This window comes from Paenibacillus campinasensis (genome assembly GCF_002272015.1).
GTDB classification, from domain to species: Bacteria; Bacillota; Bacilli; order Paenibacillales; family Paenibacillaceae; genus Paenibacillus_AQ; species Paenibacillus_AQ campinasensis.
In genome coordinates this window covers 194,360-218,793 of the sequence record NZ_NPBY01000003.1, presented here as the reverse complement: position 1 = coordinate 218,793, position 24,434 = coordinate 194,360, and the positions used below count along the sequence as shown (strand labels likewise).

The 24,434-nt window shown below is 52.9% G+C and carries 20 protein-coding genes; all 20 read right to left on the bottom strand.

The window, feature by feature from the left end; genetic code table 11:
* Window positions 1–2 precede the first annotated feature (2 nt).
* A complete protein-coding gene (spoVE, locus tag CHH67_RS01325; protein WP_095263169.1) occupies window positions 3–1,100 on the bottom strand; it encodes a stage V sporulation protein E in 1,098 nt (365 codons plus the stop codon).
* 51 nt (window positions 1,101–1,151) lie between these two features.
* Window positions 1,152–2,573 carry a UDP-N-acetylmuramoyl-L-alanine--D-glutamate ligase gene (murD, locus tag CHH67_RS01320; protein ID WP_095263168.1) on the bottom strand — a complete coding sequence of 474 codons (1,422 nt, stop codon included), beginning with the start codon at window positions 2,571–2,573 and terminating at the stop codon, window positions 1,152–1,154.
* Window positions 2,574–2,575: 2 nt separating this feature from the next.
* On the bottom strand, window positions 2,576–3,541 hold the full coding sequence (gene mraY / locus CHH67_RS01315) for a phospho-N-acetylmuramoyl-pentapeptide-transferase (protein WP_095263167.1): 966 nt from the start codon (window positions 3,539–3,541) through the stop codon (window positions 2,576–2,578).
* A 5-nt stretch (window positions 3,542–3,546) separates the two neighbouring features.
* Window positions 3,547–4,965 (bottom strand): UDP-N-acetylmuramoyl-tripeptide--D-alanyl-D-alanine ligase, encoded by a 1,419-nt coding sequence (locus tag CHH67_RS01310; protein ID WP_095263166.1) that lies wholly within the window; start codon window positions 4,963–4,965, stop codon window positions 3,547–3,549.
* Window positions 4,962–6,449, bottom strand: a complete 1,488-nt coding sequence (locus CHH67_RS01305) for a UDP-N-acetylmuramoyl-L-alanyl-D-glutamate--2,6-diaminopimelate ligase (protein WP_095263165.1) — start codon at window positions 6,447–6,449, stop codon at window positions 4,962–4,964. The genes CHH67_RS01310 and CHH67_RS01305 overlap by 4 nt, the downstream gene beginning before the upstream one ends.
* A gap of 72 nt (window positions 6,450–6,521) precedes the next feature.
* Window positions 6,522–8,462 carry a stage V sporulation protein D gene (locus CHH67_RS01300; RefSeq protein WP_095263164.1) on the bottom strand — a complete coding sequence of 647 codons (1,941 nt, stop codon included), beginning with the start codon at window positions 8,460–8,462 and terminating at the stop codon, window positions 6,522–6,524.
* Window positions 8,463–8,571: 109 nt separating this feature from the next.
* The gene (locus CHH67_RS01295; protein WP_095263163.1) at window positions 8,572–10,851 is read right to left on the bottom strand and encodes a penicillin-binding transpeptidase domain-containing protein; all 2,280 of its coding nucleotides are present in this window, start codon (window positions 10,849–10,851) and stop codon (window positions 8,572–8,574) included.
* 16 nt (window positions 10,852–10,867) lie between these two features.
* Window positions 10,868–11,278, bottom strand: coding sequence for a cell division protein FtsL (locus tag CHH67_RS01290; RefSeq protein WP_095263162.1), 411 nt, complete (start codon window positions 11,276–11,278; stop codon window positions 10,868–10,870).
* Window positions 11,279–11,363: 85 nt separating this feature from the next.
* Window positions 11,364–12,329, bottom strand: coding sequence for a 16S rRNA (cytosine(1402)-N(4))-methyltransferase RsmH (rsmH, locus tag CHH67_RS01285; RefSeq protein ID WP_095263161.1), 966 nt, complete (start codon window positions 12,327–12,329; stop codon window positions 11,364–11,366).
* A gap of 82 nt (window positions 12,330–12,411) precedes the next feature.
* On the bottom strand, window positions 12,412–12,849 hold the full coding sequence (gene mraZ, locus CHH67_RS01280; RefSeq protein ID WP_095263160.1) for a division/cell wall cluster transcriptional repressor MraZ: 438 nt from the start codon (window positions 12,847–12,849) through the stop codon (window positions 12,412–12,414).
* A gap of 216 nt (window positions 12,850–13,065) precedes the next feature.
* Window positions 13,066–14,334 carry an adenosylhomocysteinase gene (locus CHH67_RS01275; protein ID WP_095263159.1) on the bottom strand — a complete coding sequence of 423 codons (1,269 nt, stop codon included), beginning with the start codon at window positions 14,332–14,334 and terminating at the stop codon, window positions 13,066–13,068.
* 33 nt (window positions 14,335–14,367) lie between these two features.
* Window positions 14,368–15,999 (bottom strand): bacillithiol biosynthesis cysteine-adding enzyme BshC, encoded by a 1,632-nt coding sequence (gene bshC / locus CHH67_RS01270; RefSeq protein WP_095263158.1) that lies wholly within the window; start codon window positions 15,997–15,999, stop codon window positions 14,368–14,370.
* A gap of 308 nt (window positions 16,000–16,307) precedes the next feature.
* The gene (locus CHH67_RS01265) at window positions 16,308–17,246 is read right to left on the bottom strand and encodes an ABC transporter ATP-binding protein (protein ID WP_095263157.1); all 939 of its coding nucleotides are present in this window, start codon (window positions 17,244–17,246) and stop codon (window positions 16,308–16,310) included.
* On the bottom strand, window positions 17,243–18,238 hold the full coding sequence (locus tag CHH67_RS01260; protein ID WP_095263156.1) for an ABC transporter ATP-binding protein: 996 nt from the start codon (window positions 18,236–18,238) through the stop codon (window positions 17,243–17,245). Before CHH67_RS01260 ends, CHH67_RS01265 begins: the two co-directional genes overlap by 4 nt.
* Window positions 18,239–18,251: 13 nt before the next feature.
* Entirely contained in the window at window positions 18,252–19,202 is a 951-nt protein-coding gene (locus CHH67_RS01255; RefSeq protein ID WP_095263155.1) for an ABC transporter permease, read from the bottom strand.
* A gap of 2 nt (window positions 19,203–19,204) precedes the next feature.
* Complete coding sequence (locus tag CHH67_RS01250; protein ID WP_095263154.1) at window positions 19,205–20,137, bottom strand: ABC transporter permease; 933 nt, start codon at window positions 20,135–20,137, stop codon at window positions 19,205–19,207.
* Between the two features lie 230 nt (window positions 20,138–20,367).
* A complete protein-coding gene (locus CHH67_RS01245) occupies window positions 20,368–22,029 on the bottom strand; it encodes a peptide ABC transporter substrate-binding protein (RefSeq protein ID WP_095263153.1) in 1,662 nt (553 codons plus the stop codon).
* Between the two features lie 143 nt (window positions 22,030–22,172).
* The gene (locus CHH67_RS01240; protein WP_095263152.1) at window positions 22,173–22,565 is read right to left on the bottom strand and encodes a DUF3397 family protein; all 393 of its coding nucleotides are present in this window, start codon (window positions 22,563–22,565) and stop codon (window positions 22,173–22,175) included.
* A gap of 12 nt (window positions 22,566–22,577) precedes the next feature.
* Window positions 22,578–23,564, bottom strand: a complete 987-nt coding sequence (locus tag CHH67_RS01235) for a ketopantoate reductase family protein (RefSeq protein ID WP_244908049.1) — start codon at window positions 23,562–23,564, stop codon at window positions 22,578–22,580.
* A gap of 169 nt (window positions 23,565–23,733) precedes the next feature.
* Window positions 23,734–24,384: an RsfA family transcriptional regulator gene (locus CHH67_RS01230; protein WP_095263151.1), complete on the bottom strand. Its 651-nt coding sequence runs from the start codon at window positions 24,382–24,384 to the stop codon at window positions 23,734–23,736.
* Between the last annotated feature and the right edge of the window lie 50 nt (window positions 24,385–24,434).

Genomic DNA, 24,434 nt, shown 5'->3' with positions numbered 1-24,434 from the left:
GTTCACCTCGCATAACGGGATATATTTAATAGAATGCCGAGCGCTGTCAGCATCAGCGTCAAGGAACTGCCGCCGTAGCTGATCAATGGCAGGGTGATGCCCGTCACCGGCATCAATCCGATAACGACCCCGATGTTAATGATAACCTGGATCGCCACCATGCCGATGATGCCCACGGCCAGCAGGCTGCCAAAGCCGTCGCTGATCGTCATGGCAATGCGCATGCCCCGCCATACGAGCGCAGCGAACAGAAGCAGCACTGTCAACCCGCCGATGAATCCGAGCTCCTCAGCCAATATGGAGAATATAAAATCTGTCTGCGGCTCCGGCACATAGGCATGCTTCTGACGGCTCATGCCAAGTCCCAGGCCGCCGAGCCCGCCAGGTCCGATCGCATAGAGAGACTGGATGATCTGATAACCCGTTCCAAGCGGATCTGACCACGGATCGAGAAAGCCGGTAATTCGCTTCAACCGATACGGTGCGGCGAGAATCAGACCGACGAAGCCGGCAATGCCGCCGAGGGACAGGAAGCCGAGATGCTTCAGGCTGGCCCCTGCGGTAAATACAATCATCATCGCGGCGCCCAGCATCACCGCTCCGGTACCTAGATCCGGCTGCAGCATAATCAAGCCGAAGGCCAGACCGATCAGTCCGAGCGGGGGCAGCAGCCCCTTGGAAAAATTCGTAATATCATAGTTTTTCTGACTGAGCCATCTCGCAAGAAACAGAATCATGCCGAGTTTCATAAACTCGGAGGGCTGAATGCCAAAAGAGCTGATGCCAAGCCAGCTTCTTGCGCCGCCGCGAACGACGCCGATGCCCGGAATAAGCACGATGACAAGCAGAAAGAAGCAGACTAGCAGAATGAGCTTGCTATATTTCTTCCATACTCTGAAATCGATATTGGAGGTGAAATACATCGCGACCAGCCCCAATACCGCAAATAAACCTTGTCGTTTCACGAAGTAAAACTTGTCGCCATAATCATGAAAGGCAAGCACAGAGCCTGCACTGTATACCATGACCAGACCGATGGCCAGCAGGGCCATAATGCAAATCAGCAGCCACAGATCGGGCGCCTGACGGTTCTTGTTCATAGGAAGGCCACCTCGAACATCCAAAGTAGGGGCTTATCCACACCCCCCTACTTAAAGATTATGCACCGCCTCTTTAAAAATGCGTCCCCGAACCTCATAGGAAGGAAACATGTCCCAGCTGGCACATGCAGGCGACAGCAGCACGATATCTCCCGCTTCGGCCAGGCCGGAAGCTTTCTGAACAGCCAGGGTCAACGTGTGGGCGGCGTCCTCCCCATTATCGACGAGGACGACCGTGTTTATCCCGGCCTTCTGTGCCGCATCCGCCAATTTATCCTTGGTCTGACCAAGCAGTACCGCAGCCTTCACCTTGCCTTGCAGAAAAGGCACCAGCTCATCATAGTCCGTGCCGCGATCCAGTCCGCCCGCAATGAGCACGATCGGCTGGGTGAAGGAAGAGAGCGCCATGCTGGTTGCCTTCGCATTGGTCGCCTTCGAGTTGTTGTAATAGACAATGCCGTCCGTCTCTCTCACATATTCCAGACGGTGCTCCACCCCGCGGAAGCTGGACAGCGGGCCCTCCAGCTGGGACGGCTGCGCGCCAGCGGCAATCGCGATGCAGCTGGCAGCGAGCGCATTCTCCACATTGAAGCGTCCCGGTATACCGATGTTCTCCACACGGATGATCTCATGCGTAAAGCCTTTGTCATCTGTATAAACGATCGTCCGCTCCAGTTGGTCCTCGGTCCCCGGTATGTAAGGCGGCGACACATAGACACCTTCCCGAAGCGTCTCGTTCATCGAGAACGGAAGCACCCGGGCCTTGATGTAGGGCACGAGGCCTCTGCACACGGGATCATCCCAGTTGAGCACAGCGGTATCTTCAGCGGTCTGATTGCGGAACAGTCTGGCCTTGGATGCAACGTAATCATCCATGCCCCCGTGATAATCCAGATGGGTCTCTGTTACGTTCGTCAGACAAGCGATGCGAGGCCGGAAATCCTCGGTGCCTTTCAGCTGAAAGCTGCTCAGCTCGGCAACCATCCATTGCTCCTCCGTGGCCTCCTGGCTTGCTTCGGTAAGCGGAATGCCGATATTTCCGGCAACGATCGGAGACATGCCGGCAGCCTGGAGGATCTGTCCCACCCAGGTTGTCGTCGTCGTCTTCCCGTTCGAACCGGTGATGCCGATTATCGGGGCACGGCACAGATGGTACGCGACCTCGACCTCCGTCACTACCGGAATTTGAAGCCCAATCGCACGTTGAACTGGCGGAACCGAGTACGGAATGCCCGGATTTTTCACCACAAGCGCCACCTGCGCATCAATCAGGTCATCCGGATGCCCCCCGCACACAACAGAAATCCCCAAAGCTTCGAGCTCCGAAGCCTCAGGGCACTGGTCCCGCTCTTTTCGATCATTAACAATGACAACCGCGCCTGCCTGGTGGAGCACCTTGGCTACCTGGACTCCGCTTTTGGCAAGGCCAAGCACAACCACTTTTTGATCACGGTATCGTTCTGGATGCTTCATTTCTACAACCCCTTGTTGATATAAAGTCCGAGCACCGCAAGGATCAATCCGACGGTCCAGAACGTGATAACAACACGCCATTCCGACCATCCGGACAGCTCAAAATGATGGTGAATCGGACTCATCTTGAATATCCGCTTGCCTCTCGTTTTGAAGGATATGACCTGCAGGACCACCGAAAGAATCTCGATGACAAAAATCCCGCCGATCACGAGGAACAGCAGCTCGCTTTTGGTCACAATCGCAATTGCGCCGATGGCGCCCCCAATACCGAGCGATCCTGTATCCCCCATAAACACCTTGGCCGGATGTGCATTGAACACGAGAAAGCCAAGCACGGCACCAATCATCGCCGCCGCGCAGAACGCAGCTGCAAACGAGGTGGACTGAATCGCAATGATCGCGTAGGCGCCAAATGCGATGGCGCTGACACCAGACAGCAGTCCGTCCACACCATCTGTAAAGTTGACGGCATTGCTGATGGCCAGCATCATGATCACGATGAAGGGATAGTAGAACCACGGGCCCCAGTCAAAAGACCAGCTCATTCCCGGCATTCCGATGGCGGTGCTATGGCCGTTGGAGATCAGGAGCCAGCACATTACCCCGGAAAAGATCAGCTGCCCCAGCAGCTTCTGACGCGCGGTCAGTCCGAGCGATCTGCGGAATACGATTTTGATATAATCGTCCAGAAATCCGATCAAACCAAAGCCGAGCGTGGCAACCAGCATAACATAGAAATCGGTATCTACCGGCGAAAACTTAATAAACGTGAGCGTAAACGCCAACAGAATGACAACGCCGCCCATCGTCGGCGTCCCGGCTTTCTTCAGATGGCTCTGCGGACCGTCGTCCCGAACCTGTTGGCCGAATTTCATTCTGCGCAGGAGCGGAATAAGCAGCGGAGCTGAAATAACGGCGATGACAAACGATACAGCGATCGTCAGCAGCAGCAATTGATAGTCCATTCCGCTCACCCCCTACTTCCATTGTTTCCGCCAGGCAGTTCCGCAAGTGCCTCGACGACTTGTTCAAGCCTCATTCCGCGCGAGGCTTTGACCAGCACAACATCCTTGCTGGTGATCTGCTCTATCAATGAGGCGATCAGCGCCTCCTTATCTGTATAAGCAAACACGCTGTTCTCCGGATAATACTGACGTGCGGCTTCCGCCGTATGACGGGACAGCGGGCCGTAAGTAAACACGATGTCCACCTTGTCCGGAGACAAGTAATGGCCGATTTCCGCATGGAACTCCGCTTCCTTCGGACCGAGTTCAAGCATGTCCCCGAGCACAGCAATGCGGCGCCGATACCCCTTCATGTTCCCGAGGACATCCACGGCAGCCTTGACGGCTGTCGGACTGGAATTGTAAGCATCGTTCAGCACCGTTACGCCATGACGCGTTTCAATACACTCAATCCGCATGCCGGTAAGCTTGAGGCCCTCAAAGCCTTCGCGAATCTCCTCTTCGCTGACCCCGAGCTCGCTGGCCACCGCCATGGCGGCAAGTGCGTTTACGACGTTGTGCTGTCCAAGCAGCGGCAGGCTGAACGCCTCCCCGGCAGATCGGCTTGAGGTAAACACAATTCCCTTGCCGTGGAACATCAGGCCTGTCGGATAGCTGTCGTTATCACTGCCGGTTCCGAACGTAAAGGTCTGAAGACCTTCCGGCTTAATGGTCGACGCTTCTTCGAGCACCCGCGAGATCAGCGGTTCGTCACCGTGATAGATGAGCAGTCCGCCAGGCTTCATCCCGCTAATAATCTCCAGCTTCGCCCGCGCAATCTCCTCGCGTGAACCGAGCTGCAGCAAATGGGCCTCACCGATGTTCGTAATAACAGCAATATCCGGATTCGCAAGTCCGGACAGCAGCTCGATCTCATGCCGCCCGCTCATGCCCATCTCCAGCACGATGATCTCGGTGCCTTCCTCCATCGCCAGCACGGTCAGCGGCAACCCGATGTGATTGTTATAATTGCCCTTCGTTTTATGCACCTTATACCGTGTCTCAAGCAGGGCGGATACCATATCCTTTACGGTCGTTTTGCCGTTGCTGCCGGTGATGCCGACAACCTTGGCACCGCTCTGCCGCAAATACGCCTTGGCCAGCGCCTGAAGCGCCGCCAGCGAGTCCTCTACCACAATGACAGGGCCTTCCGGCGCCGGTCCATGATCCCGCTGCCACAGCGCGGCTCCTGCTCCTTGGTCCAGCACCTGACGGACAAACTGGTGACCGTCAAACTTCTCTCCGACAATCGGGACGAAGAGCTGGCCGGATTGTATCGTTCTGGAGTCGGTGCCGACCCCATGAATCATCGTATTCTCGTCAAGGTTTGGCGAAAGCGTTCCGCCGCACATGTCGGCGATGCTTCGCAATGTTTTATGGATCACTTTAGTCTGCCCCTTATCGCGTCTTTAGCTACGATGCGGTCGTCAAAGTCAAGCACTTCGCCCGCGATCAGCTGGTAGGTCTCATGACCTTTCCCCGCAATCAATACTACATCGCCCGGGCTTGCCATTTCAATAGCCTTTTCAATCGCTTCACGGCGATCCACGATGAGCTCATAGCTGGCCTTAGACACGCCTTCCTCGATCAGTCCCGCTTCAATATCCTTCAGGATTCGCTCCGGGTCCTCTGTGCGGGGATTATCGGATGTAACAAATACAAGGTCGCTGTACTTGGAGGCGATTTTCCCCATGATCGGCCGCTTCGTCCGGTCCCGGTCCCCTCCGCAGCCAAACACGGTCAGGATACGGCCTTCGGCAAATTCATTCACGGTTCGCAGCACGTTCTCCAGACCATCCGGGGTATGAGCATAATCCACGATGACCGCATACGGTTGGCCTTCATCTACAACCTCTACCCGGCCGTCAACACCAGGCACGGCTTCAAGGCTGTTCTTGATGTCTTCCAGAGGAATGCCTTCCAGAAGCGCTGCGGCAATGGCCGCCATCGCATTGTATACGTTGAACTTGCCGACCATCCGGATCGAGATATCCGCGCTGCCGCGGAACGTATCCACATGGAAGGAAGTGCCCTGCGCCGTGATGACGATACGGCTTGCCCGAATGTCTGCATCCTCCTGTACGCCGTAAGTAATCACTTCGGCTGCAGTAAGCTTTGCAAAATAAGCCGATGCCTCATCATCCGCGTTCAACACGGCATATTTGCGCTTGTTCTCGTCCTTGGCAAAAGCGTTCCCCAGTCTGGCAAAAAACAACCCTTTCGCAGCCCGGTAATCTTCCATCGTATGATGGTAGTCCAGATGATCCTGCGACAGATTCGTGAAAATTGCCGTCCGGAAGTCTGTTCCCTTCACCCGCCCCTGCTCCAGCGCATGGGAGGATACCTCCATCACGCAGCATTCGGTTCCGCTGCTCGCCATATCGTTCAAGTAACGCTGAAGGTCGAGCGCTTCCGGAGTCGTTCTTGGCATCGGGAATGACTGCCCGTTGTATCGCATCTGAATCGTGCCGATCAATCCGGTTTTCACACCATAGTCTTGAAGAATGCGTTCGATCAGGTACGTGGTCGTTGTTTTTCCGTTCGTTCCGGTCACACCGATCAGCTTCATACGCGCGCTAGGCTGGTTGAAAAACTTGTCAGCCATCGCGGCCATAGCCAGCCGGGTATCCTTAACGATAACTTGCGGAAGGTCAATATCAAGCTTCCGCTGGACGATAAGTGCGCTGGCTCCGCTAGCGGCTGCCTGCGCTGCGTAGTCGTGGCCATCCACGGTGTGCCCCGGCAAGCAGATGAACAGATCACCCGCCTTCACCTGTCTGGAATCCACCTGCAGATCCGAAATCTCAACATCACCGTCTCCATCAACGACTGCTGCTGCCAGCACGGATGATAGTTCGTACAATTTCATTGCAATCCCTCTTCTCTCTATATCCTTGATCATCCGGTTAACGAGGGCCGGATAATAAAACCAATACGTATCTTAATGTTCATGCCCTGCCTCGGAATCCTCTCCCATATAAATGCGGATGGTCGAGCCGCGCTCTACCCGGGTTCCCGGCTTAGGAGCCTGGGAGATCACAGTGTTGCCCGTTCCCGATTTGGCCAGCATGAAATTCATGTTCAAATCCTCGTACAGATCCTGAACGGTCGCTCCCACCAGGTCCGGCACGGTTACCATCGGGGTTTCCCCGTATTTGTACACGCGCGCCATCTGATCTTTGCGAGGCGGAATATCCATGTAACGCAGCGCATCCTCCAGAATGTTCTGAACGATCGGTGCCGCCACTACTCCGCCGAACTGAATGCCCTTCGGATTATCAACGGCGGTGTACACAACAATCTGCGGATCATCCGCCGGGGCAAATCCGATAAAAGACACGATATGCTCGGTGGAAGAATACCTGCCGTTCACTACCTTTTGCGCCGTTCCCGTTTTGCCTCCGACCCGGTAGCCGTCGATGAATGCCGGACGTCCCGTTCCCTTGGCCACCACGCTCTCCAGTGCTTCGCGGACCTGCTTCGAAGTCTCCTCGGAGATGACCTCGCGCACAAGCTGCGGCTCAATCTCCTCCACTTTCTCGCCCGTTTCGGGATTGATCCAGGCTTTGGCCACATAAGGCTTATACAGCTTGCCTCCATTAATTGCCGCTGAGACCGCGGCAACCTGCTGGATCGGTGTCACCGACACCCCCTGGCCGAAAGCGGTTGTCGCCAGCTCGACCGGACCGACATTCTCCAGCTTGAACAGAATCCCGTTCTCTTCCCCGTTCAGGTCAATTCCGGTTTTGGCGCCAAAGCCAAAATCGCGGATATATTGGAACAGGCTTTCTTTGCCCAGCTTCTGGCCCAGGAGAACAAATCCGGGGTTGCACGAATTCTGCACCACTTCCATAAATGTCTGGCTGCCATGGCCGCCCTTCTTCCAGCAGCGAAGCCGGGCTCCGCCGACCTCAACCGCACCGGAATCAAAGAAGTGGTCATTTTTTAAATCTACCTTTCCCTCTTCCAATGCAGCAGCCAGCGTAATGATCTTGAAGGTTGAGCCCGGCTCATAGGTCATCCAGATCGGAAGATTCCGGTTGTACGTTTCCGGCTCGAATTCCTGGTATTTCCCCGGCGAGAAGCCCGGGCGCGAGGCCATGGCCAGAATCTCGCCTGTATTGGGGTTCATGGCAATCGACCATGCGCCATTGGCCTGATACTTGACCATCGCCTGATCCAGCTCGCGTTCCATAATCGCCTGGATTGATTTGTCAATCGTCAGTTCCAGGCTGAGCCCGTCCCGGGGCTCCACATACTTCTCCGTCGAATTCGGCATTTGCTTCCCGCTCGCATCGGACAGATAAGAGATGTTGCCGTCAAAGCCCATCAGCTTATCATCATGCATCGCCTCAAGTCCGGTCAGCCCCTGATTATAGGCGCCCGTAAAGCCTAAAATATGAGCAGCTAGATCACCATAAGGATAATACCGCTTGTTATCCTCGGCAACAACGATACCCGGCAGCTTCAAATCACGAATTTCCTGAGCCAGCTCCATCGTAATTTTTCGTCCGCCGGGATTGATCCGTTCTATTCTCGAACGTTTCGTAATACTCTTTTTCACGTCAGCCTCGTTCATGCCAAGAAGAGGGGCCAATGTCCGGGCCGTATGGTCCGCGTCCTTGATCTGGACGGGAATCGCCCAGATGGTCGGTGTCGTGATGCTGGTCACAAGCGCGGTTCCGTTACGGTCCAATATTTCTCCCCTCTTGGCTGCAAAAGGAATGTCCCGCCGCCACAACTCCTCCGCCTTCGCGGACAATTCGGCTCCCTGTCCAATCTGGACGTAAGCCAGTCTGACGATCAGGGCCGAGAACATCAAGAGCAGCAGCAGCAGGCTCCAGAGCAATCTTCTTCGCTGAGATACCTTGGAAACTTTCACCTTGCTTCCCTCCCCGACTTAAGCCTGTAAACCCATGAACTGGTGTTTATCTCATGAGTATTCGGTACAAGCCGGGGATAGAACAAGCTATTCCTCGTTGCTGACCTCGCTAACCCTGCCCTTCAGCATCCGCCGAGTCGGTCTCCGCGCTGCCATCCGATTCAGCCTCTTCATCCGGAGTTTCGGGTTCCTCTTCCTCCGAATCGGTTGCGCCGGTCAGCATTTCTTCCGCCGTTCTCAAAGTCAGCGTTACCGTGCGCTGCCCATTCTCTGAGCTCTCCACCTGCTTGGTGACATAGCCCTCGCCCTGGACAATGACTCTCACCTTCATCAAGGTGAGCACCTCCATCGCGTCCCGCAGCGATTCACCATGCAGATTCGGAATCGTCATTGCATGGTCGTCCTCGGTCAGCACATAGACACGCTGTCCGGAAGTCATTACCGCTCCCGGGGCAGGATACTGTCCCTTCACCGTATTCCCGCTGCCGAGCACCTCAAAGGCGAAGCCGTCCTGGAGCAGTTTATCCTTCACTTCACTGATTCTCATACCGCTTAGATCCGGAGAGGTCATTCGAACCTCGGCCGCTGCATCCTTCGCCTTCGGCGCGTTCCCCTTGCTGTTGTCAGTATCCTGCTGCGATTTGGGAATGCCCCAATAGCTGAGCGTTTGCGAGACGATCTTTTGGAACACCGGGGCAGCAGCCGCGCCGCCGCCGACCTCTTCCTTCGGTTCGTCAATGATGACGATGACGGCAATCTTCGGATCATCCACCGGGGCATATCCGACGAAAGAAGACACCTGCTTCGTCCGGTCGCGGTAGCCTCCGGTCGATTTAATCGCCGTACCGGTTTTGCCTGCTACACGGTATCCATCGATATAAGCGAGTCTGCCGGAACCGTTGACCTGATCGGCAACGACTTGCTCCAGATATGTTCCGGTTTCTCTCGCCGTTTCCGGGGTGATGATTTCCCGGATTACCTCAGGCTCGATCTTCTGTGTTTCACCGGTATTCGGATCCTGAATCTCCTTCACCATATACGGCTTCAGCAGCTTGCCGCCGTTAGCCACGGCGGAAATCGCCGCGATCTGCTGAATCGGCGTAACCGATACTGCATAGCCGTAAGTCAGCGTTGAAATATCCGAATCATTATTCATATGGATGATGCCGAGAGATTCCGCAGGCAGATCAATGCCCGATTTTTCCGTAAATCCAAACTCGCGAATGTAGTTGGTCAGCCTTTCGGCACCAAGCATTTCGTAGCCCAGCTTGACAAAGGCCACGTTGCTCGATCGCTTCACCCCTTCGAGGTAGCTGATCGTTCCCCAGTGCCGCCTGATGTCGTAGTGGGTTCTGCCTCCCGCCTTGATCGAACCGGATTCATAATAGGCGTTCGGGTTAAACAGCTTTTCCTGCACGGCGCTGGCCAGTGTTACAATTTTAAAGGTGGAGCCCGGCTCGTACACTGAACCGACCGCATGATTGAAGAAGTTGCCGACATTCGGCACATCCCAGTATGTATTCGGGTCAAAGGTCGGCAGGTTGGCCATGCCGAGAATCTCCATCGTGTTCGGGTTTGCCGCAATGACCGTGATGCTCTGGGGCTTGTACTGCTCATAGGCCTCGCGCATGGCATCTTCGATATAATACTGGATCGTATCATCAATCGTCAGTACTAAATTTTTCCCATTAATGGCAGGTTGGTATAAGTCATCCTCACTGGGAAGCTTAATTCCCTTCTTGTCACTCTTGTAAGCAGCAAAACCGTCCTTGCCTTGCAGCAGCTCATTGTAATAGGATTCGACCCCGCCGACTGCCTTGCCTTCCCTGTCGATATATCCAAGCACATGGGCAGCAAGAGAGCCTTTCGGATAGAAACGCTTCTTCTCATTGATGAAGCCGATGCCCGAATCCGGCGTTTTGCCTTCGTCCCGGAGCTCCTGCTTGAGACTCTCAGAGAACGCCTCGACCTCCAGCTTAGTATCCTGGTCAATCTTCAAGCCTTCATTTCGCACTTCGCGGTTGATCAAGTATTCCCCCTTGTCATCCTGGGCTCTTACCAATTCGCGAAGCTCGCCTTCATCCTTGCCGAGGATTTCATGAAGACCGGAAACCACCTTATCCTCCAGTCCATTCGTCTGAATGACCTTCGGATTGACAACGACCGTATACGCTGGCGCATCCATGGACAGAACGTCGCCGTCCCGGTCCATGATCGTACCGCGATTGGCAGGCAGCGGCTGCTGGCGCGACCAATAAGTTAAGGCCTTCTCCCGCCAAAAATCATTGTCAATAACCTGCAGATAAAACACCCGACCAATCAATAAAGCAAAAAAGAGGATAATACATCCCCCTATGAACACGGTGCGCAGTTTGATTTTTTTTACCATCGAAAAACCTCACACTTTAGTCATTTTGCCCTGGTAGCGGCCCTTGTGTCCCTCTCGTTCCCGCAGAAGGCTGCACATGGATCGCGTTATGGTCCTCAATCGGAACGTAGCCGAGTTCCTTGGCTTTATCCAAAATTTCCATCTCCAGCGTTTGTTTCTTCACCTGAAGCAGATCGATTTCTCTCTGAGCTGTACGGATCTCAGCCTCTGTTCTCTGAATTTGACGGTTCAGGTCATAGGAATGAACATGCCTCATGCCGATCACGCCCATGACAGCGACAACCAACACCACGGACAACAAATACAGCAGCTTTTCTTTTTGAGGCAGCTGGGATCGGCGTTTGATGACTTTGGTCTTCTCGAGATATGTGGATTGCGCTTCCTTCTGTCTCTCCTGAACGGCCAGATTGCCGCGCGTGTATGCCATGGCTGATTCTCCTTTGTCTTAGTTTCAGGATTTGCAACATTGCTGGTAGAGCTGCTCTTAGTTAGTGCATAATCCCTTTGAACGGTTAAGTTGGTTGCTGCAACTTTTCTGCGATTCGAAGCTTGGCCGAACGCGCTCTTGGATTGCTGCCAATCTCCTCCTGCGAAGGAATAATCGGCTTTCGATTGACCAGTTTCAGGTCGCCTTGCCCGCCCCCGCAGACGCACATCGGGAAATCCGGTGGACAAGTGCATTTAGGAATATAGCTGTTAAAAATCTGTTTGCAGATCCGGTCCTCCAGCGAGTGGAACGTAATGACCGACACTCTTCCGCCCGGCGCCAGACACCTAACTGCTTGGTGCAGCGCATCCTCGAAAGCGCCAAGCTCATCGTTGACCGCAATCCGCAGCGCCTGGAAGCTGCGCTTGGCCGGATGTCCGCCCGTTCTGCGGGCAGCGGCCGGAATGCCTTCTTTTATCAAATCGACGAGTTCCCCCGTCGTTTGAATAGGTCGCTGTACCCGTCTATCCGCAATGACTCTGGCAATTCGCCGCGAGAACTTCTCTTCACCGTATTCATAGAGAATCCGGGCAATCTCCTGCTCAGGCCACTCATTTACAATCTCGGCAGCGGTTAATTCCGCCGATTGATCCATCCGCATATCGAGCGGCGCATCGTGATTGTAGCTGAAGCCTCTCTCCCCTTCGTCAAATTGCGGTGAGGATACGCCCAAATCAAACAGTATGCCGTCAACCCGCGGCTGCCCGTTCACGTCTGCCCTTACTTCGCGCCGGAGCACCTCCTCCAAGTCACGAAAATTGGCTTTGACAAGGGTAACCCGATCCGCGTAAGGTTCCAGCACCTTCTGCGCATTCTCATGCGCCCAGTCATCCTGGTCAAACGCAATTAACCGGCCCTCAGAGCTTAGCCTCGAGGCGATCAGGGAGCTGTGCCCCGCACCGCCGAGCGTACAGTCAACATATATACCGTCTGGTTTGATGCGCAGCCCGTCTGTCGCTTCTTCTTTAAGCACCGTGATGTGATGAAACAAAGTCTGCGCCCTCCATTGCTTTTAACGTTTGTCATGTAATCATAGATTCCTTGCGAGCGTAGAACGGAAGCTTCACCGACAGCTACAGATCGAAGTCGAAATCGACCAGCTTCTCGGCGATATCATTAAACGCTTCTTCCGACTGCTCATAATACTTCTGCCATTGTTCCTTGCTCCAGATCTCCACCCGGTTCGAAACGCCGATCACGACGCATTCTTTCTCCAGCTTGGCGAACTCTCGCAAATTTGCCGGCAAGTTTACCCTTCCCTGCTTATCCAATTCGCATTCTGTTGCTCCCGAGAAAAAAAACCGGGTAAACGCTCTGGCATCAGACTTCATCAGTGGGAGGGATTTGAGCTTCTGTTCCATAACAGCCCATTCTTCAGTAGGGTATACAAAGAGACATTGGTCGAGGCCTCGGGTAACGACAAAGGAAATGCCAAGGAGTTCACGAAATTTGGCGGGGATAATGATCCGCCCCTTGTCATCGATGCTATGCTGAAACTCCCCCATAAACATCAGGCACTCCACTCCTTAACCCCGAATCCCCACTTTGCACCACTTTCCTCCACTTTAGAATAATAGATTCGACGTCAAGAATCAAACACCTTTAAGACCCATTTTGTTTTTTTGGGCATTTTTTCAAAAAAAGCGCGCAAAAAAACCTCCTAACATCCACTGACGGGAATGGAAGGAGGTTTGTTATGAACCGTTCTTTTCCAAATATGCCGCAGATTAATGCTGTGCCCAGCTGTCCAGATAAGCTTTTTGCTCATCGCTCAACTGGTCGATGCCGATTCCTAGACTTTCCAGCTTGTATCTCGCCACCTGCTCGTCAATTTCATAGGGTACGTTCACGACACGGCTGCCAATGGTTTCGTATTGCTCGTTCACATATTTCAGCGACAAGGCCTGCAGCGCAAACGTCATATCCATAATTTCGGCCGGATGCCCGTCGCCAGCGGCAAGATTGACCAGACGCCCCTCGGCCAGAAGATAGATTTTGCGGCCATCCTTCAGCTGGTATTCCTCAATGTTGCGGCGAACGGTCCGAACGGACTGTGCGCGCTCCATCAGATCCGGCTTGCTCACTTCCACATCGAAGTGCCCGGCATTGGACAGAATAGCCCCGTCCTTCATCACATCGAAGTCGGCGCCGCTGATCACATCGCGATTGCCTGTCACCGTTACGAAAAAGTCGCCCAGCTTGGCGGCCTCGCGCATCGGCATCACTTGGAAGCCATCCATATAAGCTTCAACCGCTTTAATCGCATCCACCTCGGTGACGATCACATTCGCGCCCAGCCCTTTCGCTCTCATGGCCACGCCTTTGCCGCACCATCCGTATCCGACAACGACAACCGTCTTGCCTGCCACGACGAGATTGGTCGTCCGGTTAATGCCGTCCCAGACCGATTGCCCCGTGCCGTAGCGGTTGTCAAACAAATATTTGCAATACGCGTCGTTGACCGCGATCATCGGGAACTTGAGCGCCCCATCCTTCTCCAGGGACTTTAGTCGCAGAATCCCGGTCGTTGTTTCCTCCGCTCCGCCGCGGATGCCTTCCAGCAGCTCGGGGCGCTCAGCATGAAGAATGGTGACCAGATCGCCGCCATCATCAATGATGAGATCAGGCTTCGTTTCCAACGTTTTAATGAGATGCTCCTTGTACTCCTCCGGGGAGGGGTTGTATTTTGCAAAGACGGTAATGCCATCCTCCACCAGAGCGGCACAAACGTCATCCTGAGTGGACAGCGGATTGCTGCCGGTAATGGTCACTTCGGCTCCGCCAGCCTTAACGACCTTGGCCAGGTACGCCGTTTTCGCTTCAAGATGAAGAGAGATCGCCACCTTGAGCCCCTTGAAAGGCTGTTCACGTTCAAACTGCTCGCGCACGCGGTTCAGTACCGGCATGTGCGCCTTTACCCAATCAATTTTCAGATGGCCTTCCGGGGCCAATTTCAAATCGGTAATGCTGCTGTTTTGAATCGAGGATGAAGTCATCACTTACCTCCTAATAAATGGTTATTGGTTTTATTATACGTGAATCAAACGGTGCGTGCCTGATGCCTCATACGGAATTTCCATCAGCCGGTCAATCAGGTCCATACCGTAGCGGTTCATATAATGGAAAATGTTATACACCCGCTCCTGCGGTCTTCCCAGCGGCATCAGGCTCTGCCCGATAGCCTGCCATTGCCGCAGAGCAGCCTCATGCTGCTGCTCGAGTGCTTCTTGCGATTTGCGCAGCAGATAGTCCATCTGCTTCAGTATTTTATCCTTATTGGTCGATCCGAGCTTCACCAATCCCGATTGCAGCTTGCCAAGATCTTCGATCAATGGCTGATACAGCTGTTCGAACGCAGCCTTGGTCTGACCGAACCGCTCCTCCAGATTGAGTTCATCCTGACTGTCGAGCCAGGCCTGCCGCTTCTCCTCCAGATGATGCTGTACGTCCTGGAACGACAGCGCATACTTATCCATATGTTTATGCACCGTATCATCCAGCAATGTAAACGACATTCTCGGCAATATGAGCGGCATCTGAAGCCCCATTTCCGCAAAAGCACCGCGGGTGATGGCCCAATACGAAATTTCGCCCATCCCCAGTACCGTCCCCAGCACCGGCAGCAGCGAATCCTGCATAAGCGGCCTTGTCAGCACATTGTTGCTGAATCTGGCAGGATGCTCGTGCAGCTCGCGCAGCAGCTCATCACGCGATAATTGAATCCATCCCTTCCGGTCGACGAACCTGTCGCCTTCCCGGTACAGGAGCAGACGCATGCCTTCGTGAAGGTAGAACAGATTGGCTCCATTCTCCGGAACATCGGCCTGAACTTCAAATCCTGCACCCTCGATATCGCGGGCCATCTGCTGGTACGAAAGTCCCAGAGCCTCGTTGTTGTTGATGATCGCTTCGAACACGGGAACTTCCAAAGCGCGAAGATTCGGGTCCGCAGAATCAAGAAGAATGAGTCCGTGCTTGCCAAACATCGCGCCCAGCAGCTTGGCGAAGCCTTCGCTCAAATTGCGGGAGCCGCTGAATGCCGTGCGGGCCAGCTCAAGCAGCTCCGCCTTGCTCGGGCTGTCCGGCAATAGCTCACGCAGCCCTTGAAGCTGGAGCTCCCACTCCTCTTCGTTCACTTCGGTATAACTTACAGAGGTGCGAAGCTTTTCTCTCGGGTCCAGCTTGATTTTGGCTATATCGAGATCGCGGGTCGGGAAATAGGCGTGATTCACCTCATCCCAGTCATGATCCTCGCCGGCGATCCAGAACACAGGAACCACCGGACGGTTGAGCCTTTTGGCAGCATCTGAGGCAGCCTGAATGATAGTCACCGCTTTATAGATGACAAGGATCGGTCCTGTAAGCAGTCCGCTCTGCTGTCCGCCTACAATGGCAAGTGTCTCCGGTTGGCCCAGCGCATCCAATGCCTTATCCACCGCTGGATGGGCATTAAACTTATGATTATAGGTGCGTAGACAGTCCACCACAGCCGCTCTGGAGATGCGTTTGGCTTCGGATTGATCCAGCCATGCCGCTCTCCGTTCATAGCCGTCGCTGCTGCGGTAATCTTCACCGTAAAAGCCGCTAACGCTGTCATAACGATGAATATATGCCTGGGCAAGACGTGATCCGCCGGATAAAGGATCCGGAACGATATTCATGAAGTATGCCTCCTATTCTCTATATCGCAGCATCCATAAATGTATACAGGTATAGCCATATCGAATATGTATGTGGAACTATACTTGCGCCCTTCCCTTTGACGTCTGACGGTATGATTCCCCTATATCGGACGGGCAGGCTCTGCAATTTATAGCATTCTAGACTTATGAAGCCTTTCTTGATTGTACCGAATGATGGCGTTCTCCGTCAAAGGAAAACAACAGCCGCCGGCATACAAGCCTGCGGCTGTTGATCATACTTCGGATTTTCAGGATTGACGATCGCTGGTAGAGCTCGGTCTCAGAGCTTATGCGAAAGCTTTGGATACCCAGTGTCCCTTCGACACTTCAACCAGCTCGCTGTCCGCCTCGTGTAGCTGAACGGTCCCGTCCTCGCCCTTCGCTGCAGTGATTGGCCCTTGGCCATCATGCTCCATTCTCAGCCGCTGCTTGTTCGCCTCGATTTCGGGGTCCGGAATCGGAATAGCAGACAGCAGCGTCTTCGTGTACGGGTGAATCGGATTGGCGTACAGCTCCTCGCTGTCCGCAAGCTCAACCATTTTGCCTAAATACATTACGGCTACCCGGTCGCTGATATGCTTGACCATGGACAGATCATGGGCAATGAACAGATAAGTCAGGCCGAGACGGTCCTGCAAATCCTTCAGCAGGTTTACAACCTGCGCTTGAATCGATACGTCCAGCGCCGAAATCGGCTCGTCACATATAATAAACTTCGGATTGACTGCCAGCGCCCGGGCAATCCCGATCCGCTGACGCTGTCCGCCGGAGAATTCATGTGGATAGCGCGAGGCATGGTCGCTGTTCAGGCCAACCATATCCAGCAGCTCTTCAACCCGTTTCTTGCGTTCGGCGCGGCTGCCGGCCATGCCGTGAATGTCCAATGCCTCTCCGATAATATCCGACACTGTGAATCTCGGATTCAGCGAAGCATAAGGATCCTGGAATATCATCTGCATATCCCGGCGCATCGCCTTCATCTTCTTGGGGGACAGCTTGTAAATATCGGTCCCGTTAAACTTTACGGATCCGGCAGTTGGTTCGTAGAGGCGGAGAATCGTCCGTCCAGCCGTAGATTTGCCGCAGCCGGATTCCCCGACCATCCCGAGCGTCTCTCCCTCGCGGATGTAGAAATTCAGATTATCCACCGCTTTAAGAACATTGCCTTTCCCTACATTAAAGTATTTCTTCAGTCCTGCAACTTCAATGAGATGGTTGTCCTTCATGACGACTGTGCCTCCTTCGCCATCGGATGCAGATTCCAGCATCGAGCCATATGGGTGTCGCTGAACTCAGTGGCTCCCGGATCGATCCGTTCGCATATTCGCATCGCCTCTTCACAGCGCGCGCTGAACGGGCAGCCTACCGGCGGTTTAATCAGGTCCGGCGGCGTGCCGACGATCGGAATGAGCGGCTCGCCCTTCTTCTGATCGAGGCGCGGCATCGAACGAAGCAATCCCTTCGTATACGGATGCTGCGGATTTTTGAATATTTCCCACTTCGTGCCGGTCTCGACCACTTCCCCTGCATACATGACGATCACCCGGTCACACATGCCCGCTACAACGCCCAGATCATGTGTGATCAGAATGATGGATGTGCCTAGACGCTGCTGCATGTCCTTCATGACATCCATAATTTGCGCCTGGATGGTAACATCCAGCGCTGTTGTCGGCTCATCGGCAATCAGCAGCGACGGTTTGCAGGCCAGCGCAATCGCAATCATGGCCCGCTGACGCATACCGCCCGAGAATTCATGCGGGTATTGGTTGAAGCGCTCTTCCGGATTTTTAATACCGACAAGCTTGAGCATTTCAATCGCTTCTTTCTTCGCTTCCTTGAAGCTCATGCCCTGGTGCTTTTCCAGCACTTCGGTAATCTGCTTGCCGATCTTGATGGTCGGATTCAGCGATGTCATCGGGTCCTGGAATATCATGCCGATGTCCTTGCCGCGAATCGCCTCCATCTGTTTATTCGTTTTCTTGAGCAGGTTCTCTCCTTGGAAGATAACCTCCCCTTTCTTGATCTCTGAGGGCGGGGACGGAATCAGACGCATGATGGTCTGGGCGGTGACACTTTTACCGCTTCCGGACTCACCGACAATGGCAACCGTCTCCCCTTTGCCGATTTCAAAATTCACGCCGCGCACAGCCTGTACTTCGCCGCCGCGAACACGAAACGATACGCTCAGGTCATTCACCTGCAAGATCGGTTCCATACCTTCCCACCTCCTATTTTTTCAATTTCGGATCCAGTGCGTCACGAAGACCGTCACCGAAAATGTTGAATGCAAGCATGGTCAAACTGATGAATAATGCCGGGAACAGCATCCGCCATGGATAATACATCCAGCCGGACAGGGCGTCGTTGATCATGGAGCCCCAGGATGCTACCGGCGCCTGTACACCGAGTCCGAGGAAGCTCAGGAACGCTTCCGCGAAGATGGCGCTTGGAACAGACAGCGTCAATGTCACGATGATGGGTCCCATCGCGTTAGGAATCAGATGACGGAACAATAGTCTTGGTGCGCTGGCTCCCATCGAACGGGATGCGAGCACGAATTCCCGGCTCTTGAGTTGCATAATTTCCCCGCGGACGATCCAGGACATATTTATCCAGCCTGTAATGGTCAAGGCTAATATAATCGTCCCTAGACTCGGCTCGAACACAACGAGCAGCAGAATCGTCACGAGAAGATACGGGATCGAATACAAAATTTCAGCAAACTTGTTCATGAACTCATCCACACGTCCGCCGAAGTATCCCATAATCCCCCCGTAGATGACACCGATAAGCAGGTCGATCGCGGCAGCCGCGAGACCAACGGTAAGCGAGATCCGGGCTCCCATCCATGTCCGGACGAATACGTCGCGCCCCAGATCATCCGTACCGAACCAGTGCTCCGAAGAAGGAGGCATGTTCGTATTGAGCAAATCATTCGTTTCATAGTCATATTTAGAGATCATTGGACCGATAATAGCCATCAGAATGATCAGTATCATAATGACAAGACTCGACATGGCAAGCTTGTTCTGACGCAATCGTTCCCAGGCATCCCGCCAGGAGGACACGCTTTCGCGCTGAATGACTTCGGACTGCTTCTCATCCGGACCGATTTTCTTGAAATCCTCGGGTGTCAGCTGCTGCCCGGCCGGATACGCCATATTATTTTCTGTCGCCATGTTTACCCCTCCTTCCTGCTGGTCAGCTTGATGCGAGGGTCAACAAACATATACGCAATATCCGTTATGAAGCGGGCAAGCATCAGCAGAATCCCGTAAAAGATTGTAATGCCCATAATGACCGTGTAATCCCGGTTCGTAATGCTCTCGACAAACTGTTTGCCGATGCCCCCGATACCGAAAATTTGCTCGATCACGACCGAACCAGTAATGATGTTGGCCGTCATAGGCCCGACATACGTGATGACCGGCATAATACCGTTACGGATCACATGCCGGAACATGATGGCAAACCAGCTCAGGCCCTTGGCCTTGGCGGTTTTAATATAATCCGAGTGAAGCACTTCAAGCATGTTGGAGCGCGTCAGACGGGCGATAAAGGCGATAGGCTGCGCCGATAGCGCCATAACAGGCAGCACATAGTCCAGCGGGCCGTTAAAGCCCATGACGTTAAACAGCCCCGCTTTTTCAGCCAGCACATACTGCAGGAGCGAGGCCAGCACGAAGCTGGGCACAGCAATGCCGAGCACGGACAGCACCATCGCCACATTATCGATCAGCTTGCGATGATACAAAGCGGCCAGCATCCCCAGCAGAACTCCGATAACTACCGAGACGATGATAGCGATCAGGCCCAGCCGCAGCGATGGTCCGAAAGTTTCGACGATGATGTCGGTGACATACTGCCCTTGATGTTTCATGGACAGGCCAAAATCACCTTGAATAATATTGCTCAGATATTTCGTATATTGTTGAAATACCGGTTTATCTAAATCATACTGCTCCATCAGCCTTGCCAATATTTCCGGTGACGGCTTCTTCTCCCCCATAAAGGGATCTCCCGGTATGGCCTTCATAAGAAAAAAAGTGGCTGAGATCAGTATGAACAACGATACAAGCATATAAAAAAACTTACTCGCCACATACCTCAGCATTTCTTCAACTAACCCCCTGATCATGATGTTCTACACCAAGTATGTTGCAAGCCAGTTCAACTATTTCATTGTAGTCTTCCTGGCGAACCTTAGCACGCATAAACTTCCACCAGCAAAAACAGGATCTGGAAATCCTGTGTCCATACAAAAAATCGGGATATATATTGGGGTTGGGAAACGACCCGTATATATATCCCGAAAGATTAGATTACAGCATCACAAGCAGAGAACTACTCAATGTAAGCGCGCGTGAAATCGATGTCGCCTTTGTAATCAATGTGCAGGTTTTTCACCCATGGCTTGATCAAAGATACGCTGGAGTAGTAGTAAATCGGCATGATGACTTGATTCTCCTCAACGAGAATTTTCTCAGCTTGAGCCATCAGCTCCATACGCTCTGCATTATCGTTGGTCGTGTAAGCTCCTCTTACCAGCTGATCATATTCTTCATTGTTGAAGCCAGCGTCGTTGTTTCCGCTATTCGATACCCACATATCGATGAACGACATCGGGTCATTGTAGTCGGCGCCCCAGCCGGAACGTGCAACCTGATAGTTCAGGTCATCCCGGTTTTTAAGGAACACGCCCCACTCCTGATTCTGTACCTTCACATTGGCACCCAGATTATTTTTCCACATATCCGCGATCGCAAGGGCAATCCGTTTGTGGTTGTCATCCGAGTTATGAATGATCGTTACTTCAGGCAATGTCGTGTAACCTTCTTCACTCATTCCCTGCTCGAGCAGCTTCTTCGCTTCCTCCAGGTTATCCTCGAAATAAGCATCGGAAACTTCGTTGCGATATTCGTCATTCTCCCCCTTGATGCCAGGAGGCACAAAACCGAAAGCAGGCAGCTGTCCGCCCTGCGTAATTTTCTCTACAATCGCGTTGCGGTCAATGGCCATCGAGAAAGCTTTACGGATGTTCACATTGTTGAACGGCTCTTCCGTTGTATTAAACACATAGTAGTATGTGGTCGCAATCCCTTTGATCTCCAGTTGATCCCCAAGCTCGTTCTTGACGGCGTTCAATTGGTCAGTAGGAATGTTTCCTGTAGGATGACCTGCGTAGTCAAGCTCATTATTCCGGTAGCTGGCAAGCTCTGTGGCGGCACTGTTCACAATGCTCATCTCCACTTTCTCCAGCTTGATCGATTCGGTGTCCCAATACTGATCGTTTTTGACAAGTTCAATCTTTTGTCCTTTGACCATTTGCGACACTTTGAAAGGTCCGTTCCCAATAAGCGTATCCGGCTTAGTAGCCCACTGCGGATTGCCTTCAATCGAGCTGTGGACCGGGAAGTACGTTTGGAACGACATCAGACTCAGGAAATAAGGCGTCGGGTTCTCAAGCGTTACCTCAAGGGTGTAATCGTCCGTCGCTTTGACACCGACCTCGCTCGCGTCCTTAATGTCGCCTCCGTTGTAAGCCTCTGCGTTCTTAATGTAGTACAGCTGATACGTATATGGAGATGCAGGCGTCAGATTCGGATCCAATACCCGCTTCCAAGCGTACTCGAAATCATTGGCCGTTACAGGGTCTCCATTGCTCCATTTGGCGTCCTGGCGCAGATGGAACACATATTTCAATCCATCCTCGGAGATGTCCCAACTTTCGGCAACGCCAGGCAATTCGGTTCCGTCTTCACCTTTGCGTACCAGTCCTTCAAATACAGCGTTGATGATTGTATTAGAAGTGTTGTCCTGGGAAAGTCCCGGATCCAATGTCGGAGGTTCAGAGGCCAGGTTCATGCGAAAGACTTGATCTTTCGGTTTACCAGCGTCCCCATTGTTGGCACTCTCGTTATTGTTGTTAGCTCCACATGCCGCCAACACTGAACTGAAGGCAAGAATCAGCGTCATAAGCAGCAGAAGTTTTTTGTGTTTCCTCATCTTGCGTTCCTCCTCATAGATTTAAAGGTACATGCTAACCGATTATACAACCAGTGGTCAATAAAAATCCACATTCTTGGAATTGAAAAATCTTCCTGTCCATGATGAACAGGAAGATTTGACTGTCATTTCACGCTATTATATTAGGCATACATGACTCTGATTATGTATGTGATCAATCCAAAAAAAGTAAAAACAACATAACAAAAACTCATCGCTACAAAAGCCAGTCTCCACACGACCCGCACAAGCCGCCTGACATCCACTTTTCCTTTCCACCGCGTCTGGGCGCTGCCAATCAGTCCAACAGCAATGAGCAGCACAAGCAGGATTAAATAAAAGCCAAACCTGGATTGAAACGTATTGTTAAACAGCGCGGAGACGGAAAATAGTAAAAATAGCGTCGTGACATCCATCGCCAGCTTTACAGCCTGCTTCCGATCTTTCCCCCATCTTACGGCCAGAAAATACACCAGCCCGAACGGAATGACCGGAATAAGGCTCATTGTATTGAATATCGTTAGCAGAAACCCCATCCACAGACCTCCTTATTTGGTTGTCCCCTCAATAAGCCTGCACAGCAGTTCATGCTTCGGAGCCGCTACACCATGTCTCTGCCCCAATCGAACGATGCTCCCGTTAATCCAGGAAATTTCGGTTGCACGCCCCTCCAGCACATCCTTTAGCATGGAGGATGTGTTAGTCGAAGTCATCCGGCATACGCCCACGATCTGATCCCACAGATGATCCTCCCTTGAAATGCCCGCAGCATCATATACGGCGCATGCTTCGTCGAATAGCTCTTTCATGAGTTGAATGCGCATGGGATCGTCAAGCAAGGCGCCATTAGGAATGCGCCACAATGCCGTTAAAGGATTGATCACAGCATTGATCATCAGCTTCCGATAAATTGCAGTATAAATTTCATTCGACAAATAAGTCTTAAATCCTGCTCTGTTCAGCAGCTCAATCAGTCTAATGTCGGAAATTTCCCGCGATGCTGACTTTTGTCCTGACTCCGGCATGCCTTCGGTGTTATAGGGGCCGATCGTCGTTGTCCCGCTTCCGGCGTGAAGCACCTCCCGGGGCCCGATTCGCTTCGCGCCCTCGGTGGTAATCGCCGCATATATCGCGCCGGAAGGAAGATGCTGCTGAAGCAGCTCCAGATGGCCCGTCCCGTTCTGGAAGCATACACAGCGCTGAATACTCCTCCCATACGGGATAAACACCCGCTCCACCAAATCCTCAATCCCTTGCTGCTTCACCATCAGCACCAGATAATCCGCCGCGGCTCCAGCTTCCTCGTGAAACTCCGAGAGCGGATGCGCCTGGACTACACCAGGCGGGATATGCAGCTCTCCCCCATCGCTATGGTGGATGGTGATGCCGGACGAATGAATAGCGGCTGCCTGTTCATCGCTCCGGCACCACAAGGTCACCTTGGCCCCGCTGGCGGCTAATTTGCCTGCATATAACAGTCCAAGAGAGCCTGCTCCAATCATCTGAATGTCCAATTCCGATCCCCCGTTTTCCATATGGCTATGTTCCCCCTGTATAATCTTGAACTGAGAACCTTGTCTCGATGGTTGCCAAATCCTATGTTCTAGTATATATCAGAACCGGTATCATGAAACGCAAATAACCCATGCAGAGGACATGACAACATCCCCTTGCATGGGCTATCGCTTCAAACGTGGAGCCTTCTTATTCGATCCGCTCCAGGTTTCCGTTTGCATCCATCTTGAACCGGGTTTTCAGCTCCTCGTCTTCCTCGTTCAAAAAAGCTAGTCTACGAGCCCGGTCCATAATTTGAATCAATGCCTTATAGTCATCGTTGACCACATGATAGTCTGTCTTCACTTCACTCACTTCTTTGAGCAGCCGCTCATTTTCACTGCGCAGTCTTGCAATTTCCTCATCCTTCTCCCGGAGGCTCTTCTCCATCAATTTGAACTGACGGGAAGTCTCCTGGAATCCGCCCTTGAACTGACGCAGGAATCGGATGACCGCATCAATGGAAAGCGTTTCTTCACTTGCACCTTCGCTTTTGTATAACTCCTGGTCCAGCTCAGGCGCAGTCAAACCGGCCACTTGTGCACCGCTTGTTTGGGACTGCTTTTTGTAATAGCTCTTTTTCTGGCGCTGAGATTTTGCCAAACTGATGGCATCCTCATATTTTTTGCGGACACAGCTGTTCCAGCGGAATCCGCACGCAGCCGATGTTCGGCCAATGCGTTCGCCTACTTCTTCGAAAGCAGCTAACTGGGTGCTGCCCTCGCGAATATGGCGCAGGGTCACCTCTGCCAATATCAGATCATCCTCTGCGCTCCATGCATCCTGTCTCACTGCTGACATACCATAAAACCCTCCTAACGACATCCTTTAAAATAACCGTCTTCATTACC